Origin of the sequence: Methylobacterium sp. WL1 (genome assembly GCF_008000895.1) — a bacterium.
Taxonomy (GTDB): Bacteria; Pseudomonadota; Alphaproteobacteria; order Rhizobiales; family Beijerinckiaceae; genus Methylobacterium.
Window position 1 is genome coordinate 5,507,785 of record NZ_CP042823.1, and the last position, 16,876, is coordinate 5,524,660.

The 16,876-nt window shown below is 70.9% G+C and carries 16 protein-coding genes and 2 pseudogenes; 9 read left to right on the plus strand and 9 right to left on the minus strand.

Annotated elements, in window-relative coordinates; genetic code table 11:
- Nucleotides 1-2: 2 nt before the first annotated feature.
- The 8 genes from FVA80_RS26875 (at nucleotide 3) to FVA80_RS26910 (ending at nucleotide 8,867) form a co-directional block, all read left to right on the plus strand.
- Entirely contained in the window at nucleotides 3-1,499 is a 1,497-nt protein-coding gene (locus FVA80_RS26875) for a CoA-acylating methylmalonate-semialdehyde dehydrogenase (protein ID WP_147909257.1), read from the plus strand.
- 225 nt (nucleotides 1,500-1,724) lie between these two features.
- Nucleotides 1,725-2,867: an isobutyryl-CoA dehydrogenase gene (locus tag FVA80_RS26880; RefSeq protein WP_147909256.1), complete on the plus strand. Its 1,143-nt coding sequence runs from the start codon at nucleotides 1,725-1,727 to the stop codon at nucleotides 2,865-2,867.
- Nucleotides 2,867-3,928 carry an enoyl-CoA hydratase/isomerase family protein gene (locus FVA80_RS26885; RefSeq protein WP_147909255.1) on the plus strand — a complete coding sequence of 354 codons (1,062 nt, stop codon included), beginning with the start codon at nucleotides 2,867-2,869 and terminating at the stop codon, nucleotides 3,926-3,928. The genes FVA80_RS26880 and FVA80_RS26885 overlap by 1 nt, the downstream gene beginning before the upstream one ends.
- 189 nt (nucleotides 3,929-4,117) lie before the next feature.
- Nucleotides 4,118-5,011 (plus strand): 3-hydroxyisobutyrate dehydrogenase, encoded by an 894-nt coding sequence (gene mmsB / locus FVA80_RS26890; RefSeq protein ID WP_147909254.1) that lies wholly within the window; start codon nucleotides 4,118-4,120, stop codon nucleotides 5,009-5,011.
- Complete coding sequence (locus tag FVA80_RS26895) at nucleotides 5,011-5,787, plus strand: enoyl-CoA hydratase (RefSeq protein ID WP_187193524.1); 777 nt, start codon at nucleotides 5,011-5,013, stop codon at nucleotides 5,785-5,787. Before mmsB ends, FVA80_RS26895 begins: the two co-directional genes overlap by 1 nt.
- Nucleotides 5,788-5,800: 13 nt before the next feature.
- Nucleotides 5,801-6,238: a hypothetical protein gene (locus FVA80_RS26900; protein ID WP_147909252.1), complete on the plus strand. Its 438-nt coding sequence runs from the start codon at nucleotides 5,801-5,803 to the stop codon at nucleotides 6,236-6,238.
- A 54-nt stretch (nucleotides 6,239-6,292) separates the two neighbouring features.
- Complete coding sequence (locus FVA80_RS26905) at nucleotides 6,293-8,026, plus strand: AMP-binding protein (protein WP_147909251.1); 1,734 nt, start codon at nucleotides 6,293-6,295, stop codon at nucleotides 8,024-8,026.
- 208 nt (nucleotides 8,027-8,234) lie between these two features.
- Complete coding sequence (locus FVA80_RS26910) at nucleotides 8,235-8,867, plus strand: transglutaminase-like cysteine peptidase (protein WP_147909250.1); 633 nt, start codon at nucleotides 8,235-8,237, stop codon at nucleotides 8,865-8,867.
- A gap of 389 nt (nucleotides 8,868-9,256) precedes the next feature.
- Here the strand turns inward: FVA80_RS26910 and FVA80_RS26915 are convergent, their stop codons facing one another.
- Nucleotides 9,257-9,535, minus strand: a complete 279-nt coding sequence (locus FVA80_RS26915) for a hypothetical protein (RefSeq protein ID WP_246692158.1) — start codon at nucleotides 9,533-9,535, stop codon at nucleotides 9,257-9,259.
- Between the two features lie 299 nt (nucleotides 9,536-9,834).
- Here FVA80_RS26915 and FVA80_RS26920 point away from each other — a divergent pair, with 299 nt between their 5' ends.
- Entirely contained in the window at nucleotides 9,835-10,542 is a 708-nt protein-coding gene (locus FVA80_RS26920) for a transglutaminase-like cysteine peptidase (protein ID WP_147909249.1), read from the plus strand.
- A gap of 94 nt (nucleotides 10,543-10,636) precedes the next feature.
- Here FVA80_RS26920 and FVA80_RS31710 read toward each other — a convergent pair.
- From FVA80_RS31710 to FVA80_RS26960, 8 genes and pseudogenes are all read right to left on the minus strand, one after another.
- Nucleotides 10,637-11,024, minus strand: a pseudogene (locus FVA80_RS31710) (LysR family transcriptional regulator); the annotation flags it as partial.
- 57 nt (nucleotides 11,025-11,081) lie between these two features.
- Nucleotides 11,082-11,411 (minus strand): hypothetical protein, encoded by a 330-nt coding sequence (locus FVA80_RS26930; protein WP_147909247.1) that lies wholly within the window; start codon nucleotides 11,409-11,411, stop codon nucleotides 11,082-11,084.
- Between the two features lie 129 nt (nucleotides 11,412-11,540).
- Nucleotides 11,541-11,756 carry a DUF3126 family protein gene (locus tag FVA80_RS26935; protein WP_147909246.1) on the minus strand — a complete coding sequence of 72 codons (216 nt, stop codon included), beginning with the start codon at nucleotides 11,754-11,756 and terminating at the stop codon, nucleotides 11,541-11,543.
- A 104-nt stretch (nucleotides 11,757-11,860) separates the two neighbouring features.
- The gene (cysE, locus tag FVA80_RS26940) at nucleotides 11,861-12,724 is read right to left on the minus strand and encodes a serine O-acetyltransferase (protein WP_147909245.1); all 864 of its coding nucleotides are present in this window, start codon (nucleotides 12,722-12,724) and stop codon (nucleotides 11,861-11,863) included.
- A 337-nt stretch (nucleotides 12,725-13,061) separates the two neighbouring features.
- Nucleotides 13,062-13,943: a helix-turn-helix transcriptional regulator gene (locus tag FVA80_RS26945; RefSeq protein WP_147909244.1), complete on the minus strand. Its 882-nt coding sequence runs from the start codon at nucleotides 13,941-13,943 to the stop codon at nucleotides 13,062-13,064.
- A 338-nt stretch (nucleotides 13,944-14,281) separates the two neighbouring features.
- Nucleotides 14,282-15,247 (minus strand): annotated as a pseudogene (locus tag FVA80_RS26950) (transglycosylase SLT domain-containing protein).
- Between the two features lie 183 nt (nucleotides 15,248-15,430).
- Nucleotides 15,431-16,252, minus strand: a complete 822-nt coding sequence (locus FVA80_RS26955; protein WP_147910922.1) for a Cof-type HAD-IIB family hydrolase — start codon at nucleotides 16,250-16,252, stop codon at nucleotides 15,431-15,433.
- Between the two features lie 3 nt (nucleotides 16,253-16,255).
- Nucleotides 16,256-16,813 carry a gluconokinase gene (locus FVA80_RS26960; protein WP_147910921.1) on the minus strand — a complete coding sequence of 186 codons (558 nt, stop codon included), beginning with the start codon at nucleotides 16,811-16,813 and terminating at the stop codon, nucleotides 16,256-16,258.
- Nucleotides 16,814-16,876 lie beyond the last annotated feature (63 nt).

Here is a 16,876-nt window from a genome sequence, read left to right on the forward strand (position 1 = left end):
GCATGCGCAAGATCGGGCACTTCATCGGCGGCCGTACCGTGGGCGGCGAGAGCGGGCGATTCGCCGACGTGTTCCACCCCTCGACCGGGGAGGTCCAGGCCCAGGTCGCGCTGGCCAGTAAGGCCGAGATGCGGGCCGCCATCGAGAACGCCGCGGCGGCTCAGCCGGCCTGGGCGGCCACCAACCCGCAGAAGCGCGCCCGGGTAATGATGCGCTTCCTGGAGCTGATCCGCGGCGAGCACGACGCGCTGGCGGAGCTGCTCGCCTCCGAGCACGGCAAGACCGTCCCCGACGCCAAGGGCGACATCCAGCGCGGCGTCGAGGTGGTCGAGTTCGCCTGCGGCATCCCGCACCTGCTCAAGGGCGAGTACACCGAGGGCGCCGGCCCCGGCATCGACGTCTACTCCCTGCGCCAGCCGCTCGGCGTCGTGGCCGGCATCACGCCGTTCAATTTCCCGGCCATGATCCCGCTGTGGAAATGCGCCCCCGCCATCGCGTGCGGCAACGCCTTCATCCTGAAGCCGTCCGAGCGCGACCCGAGCGTGCCGCTGCGCATCGCCGAGATCTTCCTGGAGGCCGGGCTGCCGCCGGGCATCCTCAACGTCGTCAACGGCGACAAGGAAGCGGTCGACGCGATCCTCGACGACGAGGACATCCGCGCGGTGGGCTTCGTCGGCTCCTCGCAGATCGCCGAGTACATCTACGTCCGCTCCGCCCAGACGGGGAAGCGCGCCCAGTGCTTCGGCGGCGCCAAGAACCACATGATCATCATGCCGGACGCCGACATGGGGCAGGCGGTCGATGCGCTGATCGGCGCCGGCTACGGCTCGGCCGGCGAGCGCTGCATGGCGATCTCGGTGGCGGTGCCGGTGGGCGAGGCCACCGCCGACCGCCTGATGGAGAAGCTGATCCCGCGGGTCGAGTCACTCAAGATCGGCCCGTCGCATGACGGCTCGGCCGATTACGGCCCGCTGGTCACAGCCGAGGCGGTCCGGAAGGTCGCGGGATACATCGACCAGGGCGTCGCCGAGGGCGCGCATCTGGCCGTCGACGGCCGCGGCTTCAAGCTCCAGGGCTACGAGAACGGCTTCTACATGGGCGGCTCGCTGTTCGACCGCGTCACCCCCGACATGACGATCTACAAGGAGGAGATCTTCGGTCCGGTCCTCTCGGTGGTGCGGGCGCAGAACTACGAGGAGGCGCTGGCGCTGCCCTCGACCCATCAGTACGGCAACGGCGTCGCGATCTTCACCCAGGACGGCGACGCGGCGCGCGACTTCACCGCCCGGGTCAACGTCGGCATGGTCGGCGTCAACGTGCCGATCCCGGTCCCGATCGCCTACCACACCTTCGGCGGCTGGAAGCGCTCGGGCTTCGGCGACCTGAACCAGCACGGGCCGGACTCGATCCGCTTCTACACCAAGACCAAGACCGTCACGCAGCGCTGGCCGAGCGGCATCAAGAGCGGGGCAGAGTTCTCCATCCCGACGATGCGGTAGGGGCATTTCAACCCTCCCCCCTCTGCGGGGGAGGGTGCCGCGCGGAGGCGCGGCGGGAGAGGGGCAACGCGACGGTGCAGGATCTCGCGCCCGTCGCGACCTGTCCGGAAACGTCGCTCCCCTCTTGCGGGACTTCGTCCCGACCCGACCCCTGCTGACGCAGGGGCCACCCTCCCCCGCAGAGGAGGAGGGAAGCGTCCGTTCTGACCTATTGGAGTGATGCCCATGAGTTTCGGGCTCGATGAGGACCGGACCGCGATCCGCGAGATGGCGCTCGGCTTCGCGGCCGAGCACATCGCGCCGCATGCCCTGGACTGGGACAGGGACAAGACCTTCCCGGTCGAGACCCTGCGGGCCGCCGCGGCGCTCGGCATGGCCGGCATCTACGTCCGCGAGGATGTCGGCGGCTCGGGCCTGTCGCGGCTCGACGCCGCCCTGATCTTCGAGGCGCTGAGCACCGGCTGCCCGACCGTGGCGGCGTTCCTGTCGATCCACAACATGTGCGCCTGGATGATCGACGCCTACGGCGACGCGGACCAGCGCCGGCGCTGGATTCCGGGCCTGATGGGCATGGAGACGATCGCCAGCTACTGCCTGACCGAGCCGGGCTCGGGCTCGGACGCGGCGGCGCTGCGCACCCGCGCCGAGCGGGACGGCGACGATTACGTGCTGACCGGCGAGAAGCAGTTCATCTCGGGCGCCGGCGTCAGCGACCTCTACGTCTGCATGGTCCGCACCGGCGAGGCGGGGCCGAAGGGCATCTCGGCGATCGTGGTCGAGAAGGGGACACCCGGCCTCTCCTTCGGCGCGGAGGAGCGCAAGATGGGCTGGAACGCCCAGCCGACCCGGGCCGTGCGGTTCGACGGCTGCCGGGTCCCGGTGGCCAACCGCCTGGGCGCGGAGGGCCAGGGCTTCCGCATCGCCATGAGCGGCCTCGACGGCGGCCGGCTCAACATCGCGGCTTGCGCGCTGGGCGGCGCCCAGTCGGCCCTCGACAAGAGCCTGGCCTACATGGCCGACCGGCGCGCCTTCGGGGCGAAGCTCACAGACTTCCAGGCGCTCCAGTTCCGGCTGGCCGACATGGCCACGTCGCTGGAAGTCTCGCGCACCTTCCTGCGCCACGCCGCCGCGGCGCTCGACGCCAAGGATCCGGCCGCCACGCAGCTCTGCGCCATGGCCAAGCGCCACGTGACGGATGCCGCCTTCGAGGTCGCGAACCAGGCCCTGCAGCTCCACGGCGGTTACGGCTATCTCGCCGAGTACGGCATCGAGAAGATCGTCCGCGACCTGCGGGTGCACCAGATCCTCGAAGGCACCAACGAGATCATGCGGGTGATCATCGCCCGCGCGCTGACCGGGGGACGCTGATGAGCGATGTGATCGTCGAGCGCGTCGGCGCGCTGGGGCGCCTGCGCCTCGACCGGCCGAAGGCCCTGAACGCCCTGACCCACGGCATGGTCCTGGAGATCGACGCCGCCTTGAACCAGTTCTCCGCCGATCCCGGCATCGCCGCGGTGCTGCTCACCGGCGAGGGCGAGCGCGGTCTGTGTGCCGGCGGCGACCTGCGCGGCCTCTACGATAACGCCGGCACCGCCTTCGCCGAAGCCTTCTGGCGGGACGAGTACCGGCTGGATTCCCGCATCGCCGCCTATGAAAAACCGTTCGTGGCGGTGATGGACGGCATCACCATGGGCGGCGGCGTCGGCCTCGCGGGGCATGCCGCCCACCGGATCGTCACCGAGCGCTCGCGCGTGGCCATGCCGGAGACCGGCATCGGCTACCTGCCGGATGTCGGCGGCACTTGGCTGCTGCCCCGGGCGCCCGGACAGGTCGGCACCTATCTCGGCCTGACCGGAGAGCCGGTCGGCGCCGCCGATGCGATTTACTGCGGGCTCGCCGACCTGCTGGTGCCCGTGCAGGCGCTGCCCGACCTGATCGACGCGCTGTCGGCTCTGCAGCCCGAGGCCGGCGACGCGGGCGTGCGCGACGTGCTCGGCCGGTTGGCGCGCGACCCCGGCGAACCGCCCCTGGCGCAGCATCGCGCACTCATCGACCGGTGCTTCGCCTTCGACATGGTCGACGAGATCCTGTCTGCCCTGGCGGCGGACGGCTCGTATTTCGCGGCGGCGGCCCGGAAGACCCTGCTGGCCAAGTCCCCGTCGAGCCTGGTCCTGACTCTCTGCCTGCTGCGCCTCGGCCGGCGCTCGCCCAACCTCGAAGCCTGTCTGGAGCGCGAGTTCCACGCCTCGCTGGCGCTGCTGGAGGAGGGCGATTTCCGCGAGGGCATCCGCGCGGCGGTGATCGACAAGGACAAGTCTCCACGCTGGAACCCGCCGCGCCTCGACGCGGTCGATCCGGCCTGCATCGCCCGCTGGCTGGAGACGCGGGCGGACCCGGTTTTTCCGGGCTCGCGCACGGGGCCGGTGTGATGTGAGCGCGGCCTCTGCCACCACCCACCTCACCCTTAAGGTGCCCAGCGATCCATAGGATCGCCGGGCCTCGAAGGAGCCCTCCAGTCGCCGCGCGATCCCTGGAGCCCTCCTTCGAGGCGGCTTCGCCGCACCTCAGGATGAGGGGATGGTTGGGGGGGGCAGTAACAAGCGAACGGGAGGGGTATGATGGCACAGACCATCGGGTTCATCGGTCTCGGAAACATGGGCGGCCCCATGGCGGCCAATCTCGTGAAGGCGGGGCACACGGTGCGCGGGTTCGACCTCGCGCCGGCCTCCCTGGAGGCGGCCCGTGCCGCGGGGATCGCGGTGGCGGGCTCGGCCCTGGAGGCCGCCGAGGGCGCGGAGGTGGTGGTCACCATGCTGCCCGCCGGGCGTCACGTGGTCGAGGTCTGGACCCAGCTCGCCGACGCCCTGCCGGCCGGCACCCTGCTGATCGATTCCTCGACCGTGGACGTCGAGAGTTCGCGCAAGGCCCACGGCCTCGCCGAGGCGCGCGGCTGCCTCTCCGTGGATGCGCCGGTCTCCGGCGGCACCGGGGGCGCCAAGGCCGGGACGCTGACCTTCATGGCCGGCGGCAGCGAGGACGCCTTCGGACGTGCCGAGCCGCTGCTCAAGGCCATGGGCAAGAACGTGTTCCATTGCGGCGCGGCCGGCGCCGGGCAGGCGGCCAAGATCTGCAACAACATGATCCTCGGGATCTCGATGATCGGCGTCAGCGAGGCTTTCGCGCTGGGCGAGAAGCTCGGGCTGTCGCATCAGGCGCTCTACGACGTCGCCTCGGTCTCCTCCGGCCAGTGCTGGTCGCTGACCACCTATTGCCCGGTCCCGGGCCCGGTGCCGACCTCGCCGGCGAATTCCGGCTACAAGCCGGGCTTCGCCGCCGCGCTGATGCTCAAGGATCTCCGGCTGGCGCAGGCCGCCGCCCTCGCATCGGGGGCCGCGACGCCGCTGGGCGCCGAGGCCGCACAGATCTACGGTCTGTTCGAGGGCCTCGGCCACGGGGGAGAGGACTTTTCCGCGATCATCCGTATGCTTCGCGGATCGGGGAGTGAGTCGTGATGGACGCGTACGAGACGATCCTGACGGAGACGCGCGGGCGGGTCCTGCTCATCACCCTCAACCGCCCGAAGGCGCTCAACGCCATCAACGCGCAGCTCACCCGTGAGGTGATCCGGGCCGCGACCGAGGCGGATGCCGATCCGGGCGTCGGCTGCATCGTCATCACCGGTTCGGCCAAGGCCTTCGCGGCGGGCGCCGACATCAAGGAGATGCAGCACGCGACCTACGCCGAGATGTATGCGCAAGACCGCTTCGCCGACTGGGAGCGGTTCACGTCCGTGCGCACGCCGATCGTCGCCGCGGTGGCGGGCTACGCGCTCGGCGGCGGCTGCGAACTCGCCATGATGTGCGACTTCATCCTGGCCGCCGACACGGCGCAGTTCGGCCAGCCCGAGATCAAGCTCGGCGTCATGCCGGGGATCGGCGGCAGCCAGCGGCTCACGCGGTTCGTCGGCAAGTCGAAGGCCATGGAGATGTGCCTGACCGGCCGGATGATGGATTCCGCCGAGGCCGAGCGCGCCGGCCTGGTCTCGCGGGTGGTCCCGGCGGACCGGCTGCTCGACGAGGCGCTCAAGGCGGCCGAGATCATCGCGTCCATGTCGCTGCCGATCGCCATGATGACCAAGGAGGCGGTCAACCGCTCGTACGAGACCACGCTGACCGAGGGCGTGCGCTTCGAGCGCCGGGTCTTCCACGCGATGTTCGCCACCCAGGACCAGAAGGAGGGCATGGCCGCCTTCGTGGAGAAGCGGCCGGCCCGGTTCGAGAACACCTGAGCGAGGATGGGCGATGGACGTCCTGGACCGCGATAGCGAAGCGCGCTTCGAGATGGCGTTCCCACGCGCGATCGTTGCCCAGAAGGCGCGCGGGCGCGAGGAGACCATCAACGAGCATCTCGTGACGCTGTTGGCCTTCGACGTGGCTCCGGAGACCCGGGCGGTCTGGCGCAAGGAGCTGGTCCGGCACTTCCGGTTCCTGGCGGCGCTGCGGGTCAAGCCCGGCGCGAGCCTCGTCCCGGCGCGGGACTGGTGGGCCTGGCTCTATGCCGACCCGTTCGAGAACAACGAGACCGGCTACACGGCCGGCCTGATCGGGCTCAACGCTGACGACTTTCCCCGCAACGGCCGCGCGGTGGAGGCGATCGCCGAGGAGATCCGCCATTTCCACGCCGGCATGGTGCAGCGCCTCGCGCGCGGCCAGGCCGGCGAGGACCTGATTCCCGCCTGAGGGCGGGATGCGGTCGGATCTGCCGGCCGAACAAGAACGACGGGGGGAACGACCATGCCCAGCTTCCGGGAGGCCCGCGATCTGTTGCTGGCCCATCGCACCGACTACGCAGCGGCGGTTTCGGCCTTCGCCTGGCCGGACCCGGTGCCGTTCAACTGGGCGCTCGACTGGTTCGACGCCGAGCTCGCAGCCCCCGAGAGCCGCGACCGCACCGCGCTCCACATCGTCGAGGCCGCCAGCGGCGCCGAGCAGAGCCTGACCTTCGGGCAGATGGCGCGCCGGTCCAACCAGGTCGCCAACCACCTGCGCGGGCTCGGGCTGAAGCGCGGCGACCACCTGCTCCTGCTGCTCGGCAACGTCCCGGCCCTGTGGGAGACCATGCTGGCCGCGATGAAGCTCGGGGCCGTGGTCATCCCGGCCACCACCCTGCTCACGGCGGACGAACTCGCCGACCGCCTGGCCCGCGGCCGGCCCCGGGCGATCGTGGCCGGGCCGGAGCAGCTCGGGCGCTTCGCCGGGCTGGAGACCGGCGAGGCGATCCGCATCGTCACCGGCGCGGCGACGGCGGGCTGGAGCGCCTTCGACGACGCGTCCGGCGCACCCGAGACCTTCACGCCCGACGGGCCGACCGCGGCCGACGACCCGCTGCTGCTCTACTTCACCTCCGGCACCACCGCGAAGCCGAAGCTGGTCCGCCACAGCCACCGCTCCTATCCGGTCGGAGCGCTCTCGACGATGTACTGGCTCGGGCTCAAGCCCGGGGACGTGCATTGCAACGTGTCCTCGCCCGGCTGGGCCAAGCACGCGTGGTCGTCGTTCTTCGCACCGTGGAATGCCGGCGCGACCATCCTGGTGATCAACCAGGCCCCGTTCAACGCCTCCGCCCTGCTCGCGCAGCTGGAGCGCACCGGCGCCACCACGCTCTGCGCGCCGCCCACCGTCTGGCGGATGATCATCCAGGAGGACCTGACCGGCCGGACGCTGGCTTTGCGCGAGGTCTGCGCCGCCGGCGAGCCGCTGAACCCCGAGGTGATCGAGCGGGTGAAGGACGCCTGGGGCGTCACGATCCGCGACGGTTACGGCCAGACCGAGACCACGGCCCTGATGGCCAACACCCCCGGTCAGCCGGTGGTGCCGGGCGCCCTCGGCCGGCCGCTGCCCGGCTATCGCGTGCGCGTGCTCGACGCCGACGGCGCGCCGGCCAGCGAGGGCGAGGTCTGCCTCGAACTCGGGACGCACCGCCCCGCCGGCCTGATGCAGGGCTACGACGACGGCACCGGCGCCCTGTCGGGGGCCGAGGGCGCGCTCTACCGCACCGGCGACGTCGCCTTCGTGGACGACCAGGGCTGCTACACGTTCGTGGGGCGGGCCGACGACGTGTTTAAGTCGTCGGGGTACCGCATCAGCCCGTTCGAGCTGGAGAGCGTGCTGATCGAGCATCCGGCCGTGGCCGAGGCCGCGGTGGTGCCGATCCCCGATCCGATGCGCCACACGATCCCGAAGGCCTACGTCTCGCTGGTGGCGGGCGCCTCGGCCGGCCCGGAGACGGCGCTGGACATCTTCCGCTTCACCAATGCCCGGCTGGCGACGTTCAAGCGCCTGCGCGGTCTCGAATTCGTCACCGAGCTGCCGAAGACCATCTCGGGCAAGATCCGCCGGGTTCAGCTGCGCCGGCTGGAGCATGACGGCGTCACCGAGGACCCGCACCGGGGCCGGGCCTATACGCAGGCGGATTTTCCCGAGCTGAAGGGCGAGACGGAGCGCAAGCTCGACCAGACGGCGGGGTGATTCGGGGGTGCCGGGGCCGTAAGGGGCCCTCAAGGTTTCCGATTTCCGAACCGGAAGCCACGGATTTGCCGATGTTCCCAAGTCCCCCGTCGACGTTGTCGCGCTAGAACCCGCCGCGGCGGGCGAATCGATAAAATTGCGCAGATCCGCTTCAGCGCCGCGGAGGCTCTGCGGCGCAATCCTGTCCTCAACAACGAGGACGGGTTCGATGGGCGCGGGGCTTCTCAAGACGGTTCGGGTGACGCTCGCCGGCGCGCTGGTGCTGCTCGGCCTCGCGGCCACCGCGGAGGCCCAGACCCTGGCGAGCCTCCCGGTGGAATCCGGCGCGAAGGTGCTCAGCGACGCGCGGCCGATCGCGGCCTGGGTGACGTTCTGCCAGTCCTACGCGGCGGAATGCGCCGTGGACCGGAGCGAGCCGGCGCGCATCACCCTGACCCCGGCGGTCTGGGCCACCATCGTCTCGGTCAACCGCCGGGTGAACAGGACGGTCGAGCCGATGACCGACATGGATCATCTCCATGTCGCCGACCGCTGGGACCTGGCCGAGGACGGCATCGGCGACTGCGAAGACTTCCAGCTGCTCAAGCGCCACCTGCTGGCCGAGGCCGGGCTGCCCCGCCGGGCGATGCGCATGACCGTGGTGATCGACGAGAAGGGTGAGGGCCACGCCGTCCTGACCCTGATCACCGACCGCGGCGACCTGATCCTCGACAACAAGACCAGTGTGATCGAGGCCTGGCACAAGACCGGCTACGTGTTCATCAAGCGCGAGAGCCAGGATGCGACCGCGTGGGTCTCGCTCGGCGGCGTCACCTCGCCGGTCACCACCGCCAACCGCTGATCGGGATTTCGATCTCCAGCCGGTCGCGGTTGCCCAGAAGGCTCGGCCCTGTGGCGAGGTTCAGGGGCGGGGACGCGGGATCGGGAAACGCGTGGCAATGCGACCGTCCCGCCACGGCTGCCCGACGTCCAAGGCCGAAACAGCACTCCGTCATCCCGCGGCTCCGGAAGCGAGCCTAGGATTTAGAGCCGCCGACGGCGAAAAATCCGGATGTTGCGGCGGGTCTGGGTCCCGGGCTCCGCTTCGCGGCCCCGGGATGACGGAATTGTATCGAGGGCCTGCATGCACCGGCTACGCGCCGTAAGGCGTGTCCGACAGTGCGCTGCCCGCCCTAGGGACCCGGAACACCCGAGCCCCGGACCTCGAAACCTAGATTCGAAAGAGCCCGTTCAGGCGGCGCGGCTCAGCGACGGCTGAGCAAGGGTGGCCACGAAGGACTCGATCCGGCCGATGAAGCCGGCGAGGTGCGGGGCGATGCCCCGAAGGCTGGCGAGGTCGCGGACCAGGATGTCGCGCGACAAGGCACGGTCGCCCTCGGTGGGCGAGCCGGCCAGGTAGGCTTCCACGGCGTGCTCGGCGATGCCGATGGCACCGGCCCGACCATCCTCGGCGAGCGCTCTGATCACCTGCTGGATGGCGGGCTGCATCGTGAAATCCTTCTCTGGCATGGGGCGATCCCGCAGGGGGATGGCTGGGTTCTTGCGAGGTGATCGATCCGCCCGCGAATCTCGAAGCGGGCCACCCCTGTCTCAAGCCGGCAAAGCTCGGTCGAATCAAGGCTTTCCAGAGGGGAGCAGGGCGGCCATTCCGCCAGCGCATGCTCTGGGCTACAGCAACGCGGATGCAACACAGCCCTCAATGGGAACCGATCCGAAGGCTCGCGCGTTGATCACATCGTCTTTAACCATTGTGCGTTGCACGCCCGCGTGTCACCCTCCCGTCATCATCGGGCGATGGGGCGTGATCCATGCGGCACGCGGATGGTGGGATTCCGGCTCTCGCGTTCCTGGCGCCCCACTGGCGCGGATGGTCCGCCCCGCTGCGCCGAGCCCGGCAGGCCGCGAGCCTCGCCCTGGTGGGCACGATCCTGATGCTCGGGGGCGCCAACACCCGCGCCCATGCCCGCTTGAACCTCCCCGATGGCACTCCGGCTCCCGAAGCCAGCGGCCCGGTCGGTGCGATCGCGGGCTGGACGGAGTTCTGCCGGCGCCTGCCGGAGGAATGTACCCTCGATGTCGCGCAGCCCGCCGCAATCCCGCTCACCGTGGCGGTGTGGCGGACCCTGCGGAGCGTCAACCGCCGGGTCAACGCGCGCATCCGGCCGATCACCGATCAGGCGCATTGGGGCGTCGTCGATCGCTGGGACTTCCCGGACGACGGCTTCGGCGACTGCGAGGATTACCAGCTGTTGAAGCGCCGGATGCTGGCCGAGCGCGGCCTCTCGCGGCGGGCCCTGCTGATGACCGTCGTGATCGACGAGACCAATGCCGGCCACGCGGTGCTGACGGTGCGCACCGACCACGGCGACTTCATCCTCGACAACAAGACCGACGCGATCCGCCCGTGGCGGCGCACCGGCTACAGCTTCATCAAGCGCGCGGGCCAGGACGGTCAGGCCTGGGTCTCGCTGGAGGGCAAGGAGGGCGCCGCCCAGGTGGCCACCGCGGAGCCGTGAACCGCGCGCTCGCCGAGGCGGAGGGCAGTCCACCCCATCGAGTCGACCCGACCCATCGGGAAAACCGCCGAACATGGGGGCCGACCCCGGTGCGTCAGGGCGTCAGCCAGGCGTCGTCGCGAGCCTCGCGCAGGGCCTGCCGGATGGCGGCGGCGAGATCGTCGACGAGCGGTCTGGCTCCCCGGTCGGACCGGCGGAGCATGAGGCCCAGGGACGGCGAGGATGGAAGACCATGCCCGGCGGCCTCGAGCATGCCGACCGAGGAGGGCAGGCCGATCGGGGTCCGCACAGCGATTCCCAGGCCGGCCGCCGTGGCCGCCCAGAGGCCTCCGAGGCTCGGACTGACGAAGGCGGATACGCCAGCTCAATCCGTGCCTGTCCAGGTGCTCGCAGGCGAGCGTGCGCAGCAGGCAGGGTGCCTCGAGGGCGATGAGCGGCAGCGGCTCGCCTCCCGCTCCGTTCCACAGGGGCCCGCCATCGGACCCGTCCGGGCTTTCAAGCGGCTGGACGCCCACGTGCGGCCCCGGTCGCCCGCGGTCTCACGCCCCGACCAGCATCGCCGCCAGATCGAGGGCGACCCGGCCCGACAGCAGGCCCCAGCCGCAGGCGATCACGGTCGCCAGCATCACGAACGGCATCGGGCGGCCCTCGATCCTCCGGCCGCGCACGGTGTTGCGCAGGATGATGAAGGGGGCCGAGAAGGCTAGCATCGGCAGGGCCGCCACCGCGGGCAGGCCGCCCCGCTCCAGCAGGCTGAAACTCGCCCGCCGCGCCGCGAACAACTCGAAGGCGCTGGCGATCAGCCCGGACAGCGCCAGGCCGATGCACAGCGTCCGGATCGACTCCAGGGCGGCGGGCGTGAGGACCATTATTCGCGCTCCTAAAACAGGTTGCGCGGAGTTTAGCCACACGATTTACCCGATGTTAAGCAATCACCCGGGTTAGCGTTAACCTGTGCACAGGCGCGGGCCGGTGGAACCCGGCCCGCGGGCCGTGCCTCAGGCCTCGTCCTCGAGATCGATGTCGAGGATCGCCATGCGGAAGACGAAGGAATCGTCGCCGTCCTCCTTGTCGTCGGCGATCACGCCGATCGACTCCTCGCCGATGAACACCTCGGCGGTATCGCCCGTCTTCATCGCGGTCAGGCGGATGTTGTTGTTGGCGAACTTGCGGCGCAGGTAATCCTGCAGCTTCGCGGTCTCGGCTTTGGTCACGCTGTCTTGCCTCCCCTGTCGGCGTTGGCGCCCCGGATCGGCGGAGGGCTTGCCACGCCCGCGGCGGAGCAGCAAGCGCATCGGCCGAGCGCGGCGGCGGTGGGTCAGATGCCGTCGCCCACGTGGATGAACTGATCGAGGGCGACCAGCTGGTCCATGGCCCGGGCCGGATCGTCGCAGCCGGCGGTGCCGACGACGCGGGCCGGCACACCCACCACCGTGGTGTTGGCCGGGACCGGCCGCAGGACCACGGAGCCGGCCGCGACCCGGGCGCAGGCGCCGACCTCGATATTGCCCAGGATCTTGGCGCCGGCGCCGATCATCACGCCGCGGCGGATCTTGGGGTGGCGGTCGCCGCGCTGCTTGCCGGTGCCGCCCAGCGTCACCCCGTGGAGGATCGAGACGTCGTCCTCGACCACCGCGGTCGAGCCGACCACGAGGCCGGTGGCGTGGTCGAGGAACACGCCCCGGCCGATGCGGGCGGCCGGGTGGATGTCGCACTGGAACACCTCGGAGACCCGGCTCTGCAGGTAGAGCGCGAGGTCGCGCCGCCCCCGGGTCCAGACGTGGTGGGCGAGGCGGTAGGCCTGGAGCGCGTGGAAGCCCTTGAAGTACAGGACGGGCTCCAGGGCCCGCAGCGTCGCGGGATCCCGGTCGATCACGGCCCCGATATCGGCGCGAAACGCGTCTCCGATGGTGGAGTCGGCCGCGATCGCCTCGTGGAACGCGTGCGCGACCAGTTCGGCGGGCAGCGACGGGTGCCCGAGCCGGGCCGCGACCCGGTGGCCGACCGCGCCCTCCAAGGTGGCGTGATTCAGGATGGTCGCGACGATGAACGAGGCGAGCTGCGGCTCCGTGCGCAAGACGTCCTCGGCCTCGGCGCGCAGCCGCGACCAGACCGGATCGCAGACGGCGAGGTCCCCTGCGTCGCGGCCGAAGGCTGGGCTGAGGGCTGGACTGGCACTCATGAACGGTGGCTCGCGATCGAGGTGTCTGGTGCGCGCTTCGCTGCCGCGGATCCGGCCTCATGGCCGGGTGGAGCCGGGCGCTGCGGCGAAGCTCCGGCATCCCGGCCGACGCGGTGAACGACCGCGCCGTTGCGGGTCATCCTAGCACGTCGTCCTACAGGGTGAGCTATGCGCGGGGCGCTTGGTCTGGGGCATCGTGCGTTCCGGCAAGTGGCCGCCCGTGACGGCGCCTACCATAGCGTGGTGCGCCGCAGCGCAGCGATCAAGGGTGGCAGGCGTGCGGGAGAGGCCGCGCCTTTGTCGCTGTCAGCGGTTCCGTCGCGGGCGCGGGCTTGTTTCAGCCGGCGACGGCCACTTCGCCGAACCGCGCCTCGATCGTCGAAACGAGGCGGTCGACCATGGTCTGGAGCGGGATGTCGGAGGTGTCGACCGTGGCCGAGGCCCGGGCGTATAGCGGCTCCCGGCTCGCCAGCACCGCCCGCAGCTCCTGCATCGCCGAGGCATGGTCGCCGGTGGTGGCGAGGTGCCCCTGCTCGCGCACGCGGCTCATGTGCTCCTCCGGCCGGGCGCGGAGCCAGACCGTGTAGAACGCCTGGAGCAGCAGGTCGTAGGTCAGCGGCTCGGCCACGATGCCGCCGCTCGTCGCCAGGATCAACGGGCCGGGATGCTCGGTGAGGCGGCGCAGGGCCGCCTGCTCCAGGCGGCGGTAGCCCTCCTGGCCGTAGATCGCGAAGATCTCCTGCACCGAGAGCGCGTTCTCCCGCTCGATCTCGGCGTTCAACTCCACGAAAGTCCAGCCCAGGCGCTCGGCCGCGAGCTTGCCGAGCGTCGACTTGCCGGCGCCGCGCAGTCCGATCACCGCGACGCGCAGGCGCCCGCTCGATTCGGAGCGGCTGCCGCCGGAGAGCGCCTCCTTGGCGGCGGCGATCTGGGCCGGATTCGCCTGGCCGAGCAGGTCGCGCACCACGGGCCAGTCGGGCAGGCCGTCATTGCCGGTGATCAAATCGTCGAGGCGCACGCCCATGGCGTTGGCGACCCGCCGCAGCAGGATGATCGAGACGTTGCCCTGTCCGCCCTCGAGCTGCGCGATGTAGCGCTCGGAGAGGCCCGAGGTCTGGGACAGCACCTTGCGCGACAAGCCACGCACGGTGCGCGCGTGCCTGACGCGGCGCCCGAGATCCGTGAGAAAGAGCGATTCCTGTTCCAACACGCCGCTCATGGCGTCGTCCGCTTTCCTGCCAGCCCGAAAGCAGAGTGCTTGCCCTGCATGTCTGCCACTTCAAGATGCATTGTGATTCGCAACCTAGGATCGAGCGGGTGCTTGCTCGACCGTTCGTGCGAAGCCTGGCGTACCCTACCCTGAAGTCTGTATTGCGCCGCCTGTATCCGGCCGCTTCGACCGGTCCACGGGCCATGGCCGCACCGGCCCAACCCTGTTGCTGGCGTATCGTCTATGTGTTGCGGATCGGCCCAGTGGTCAAGCCTTGAGCAGGATCCTCGTGTGGGCAGATTTTGGACAAGCAGTGGTTGTCCGGCCCCGATCGGACCGGCTCCGCCTCACTCGACCGGGATGGCCGTGGCCTCGCGGACGGGTGCCGCCGCGGGCGGCGCGCGGCGCAACGGGCGGCGGCCAGCAGCTGGATCGACGGGCGGCGCGGCGGCAGCGGCACGTCGACGGTCTCGGTCACCCCGCTGGTCGCCGCCGCTTGCGTCATCGCGGCGCCCTGGAACGCTCCGGCCGGCTCGGCCTGCGGTGAGAGGCGCAATTCGGCGAGCTGGGCCGGCGCGGCCTCCGCGCTGCCAAGGCCTGCCGGGCGGCGCGGCGGAAGCGGAACCTCCACGGTCTCGACCGCGGCCACCTGCACGGCGGCGGCCGGCGCGGCACCCGCGGCGGCGGGCTCGACGGACAGGCTTTGCATACGTGACGGAGCCGCTGAGGGCGTCCGGACGCCGGGGCGGGAGCGGGACCTCGACCGTCTCGCTCGGCACCGCCGCGACGGCGGCCGCGGTGGGGGCGTAGGCCAGGGCCCCCGAGGCGGCGCCGGGATCCGTGACGCCGCCGCCGAACAGGCTCGCCAACGCGCTGGCCGAGGCCGCGACGGGGGCCACCACCGCGGCGACCTCGGTGGAGATGCCCTGGCGCTTGGCCGCGTAGTAATAGCCGCGGTTGTAGTACTGGTAGGCTTGGCTGACGTTGCCTTGGGCGGTGCGATAGGCGCCCGCCAGGTAGGCGACGCCGTAGCGCAGGTTGGTCGCCGGATCGTAGAGGCCCGCCGCGTCGCCGGTGTAGCCGAGGCTGCGCGCCGTCGCGTGCTTGATCTGCATCAGCCCGAGGGCGCTGCCGCCCTTGGCCTTCGGGTTGTAATTGCTCTCGCGCTTCACCACCGCGTGGACGAAGCTCGCCGGGACGCCGTTCGCCTTGGCCTGCTGCTCGATCAGCGCATCGATGTTGTCGCGCGCGCCCTGCCCGAAGGCGGCCACGGGCACGACCGCGAGAGCGGCAGCCAGGAAGAGGCGATGCATTCCGAGACCCGGTCCTGCTTGTTCTGTAGTCAAGCTAGGTCGCGGGGAAATGAGGCCGTAAAGGGGCCCGGATCCGGCAGCCTGTGGGCGCGTGGAGTGTCGGGCACCCCTGTGCCTTGTCGGTCACAGGGCGGCGCCGTCGGTTAACCATCCCGGTTATCCACAGCGTGCGGGCCTGGACAGTCAGGGCAAAATGAAGCGCGCCACCCCGTGGGCGAACCCGTCCGCGCCGTTGCCGTCCGTCACGGCGCTGGCGGCCGCCTTCACACCCGGGTCGGCATTGCCCATCGCTACCGAGAATCCGCTGCGGGCGAACATCGGCTGGTCGTTCCCGGCATCCCCGAAGGTGGCGATCCGCTCGGGCGGGATGCGCAGATGCGCGCTCAACCAGGCCACGAACTGCCCCTTGTCGAGCCCGGGCGGCGTCACGTCGAGATAGTAGGCCTGGGAGCGGTGCACCGTGGCGCGCCCGGCCAGCGCGGTCCCGATCCGGGTCTCGCAATCGGCCAGGTGCGCGTGGTCCCGGCTGACCCCGACGATCTTCGAGGCTGCCCCCATCAGGCTGCTAAGATCGGCCACCACGCGCGGCTCGGCGCCGATCGTCCGGCGCTCGAGATCCGTGTAGGGGCCCTCCGGGTCGCGCAGGCACCAGGCCCCCTCGGCGAAGACCCAGACGTCGAGACCCTCGGCCTGAAGGCGTTCCAGCGCCGCCCGCGCGGCGGCTTCCGGGATCAGCCGCTCCGCGAGGGTCGAGAGATCGGGCCGGACCACGCTGGCGCCGTTGAACGCCCCCATCGGCAGGTCGAGGCCGAGGGCGTCGACGAGGCCCCGCAGGCCCAAAGGCGGCCGGGCCGACGCGATGCTGAATCCGATCCCGGCCGCGCGCAGGCGCTTCACCGCCGCGATCGTCGAGGGGGCGAGCTGCTTGTCGTCGGTTACCAGCGTGCCATCGACATCGGAGATCACCAGGGCGATGCCGCTCGCCTTGGGTGCGTCGGACGCCATCGCTCAGGTCCTTCCGGCGGGGAGGGGGGGCTCCGCGGCGAGCTGCGCCACGACGCGGTCGGCGACGGTCACCGGCGCCGCGTCGATCCCCACGATGACCGGGTGCTCGTCGGGGCCGGGGATTTCCAGGGTGGCGAACTGGCTGTCCAGCAGCCGGGGCGACATGAAGTGGCCATGGCGCTCGGCGAGGCGCTCGGACACGAGGGCCCTGTCGCCGTCCAGGTAGACGATGCGGACGCGCCGGCTCCCGCGGGTGAGCACGTCCCGGTACGCCCGGCGCAGGGCCGAGCAGACCACCACGCCGGATTCGCCGGCCTCCAGCCGATGCTGGATCCAGACCGCGATCCGGGCGAGCCACGGCGCGCGGTCCTCGTCGTCCAGCGCGTGGCCCGCATGCATCTTGGCCACGTGCTCGGGGGTGTGGAAGCTGTCGCCGTCCACGAAGATCCAGCCGAGCCGCTCGGCGATCAGCGCGCCGACGGTGCTCTTGCCCGAGCCCGAGACACCCATGACCACCAGGACCTGCGCCGCCCGCGCGGCCGCTCCGGCTTCGTTCTGCATCCGCCCATCCGAGCTCATCCGGACCATGCCGCTCCGGGGCGCAACGCTGCGCCGTGGGCTTCA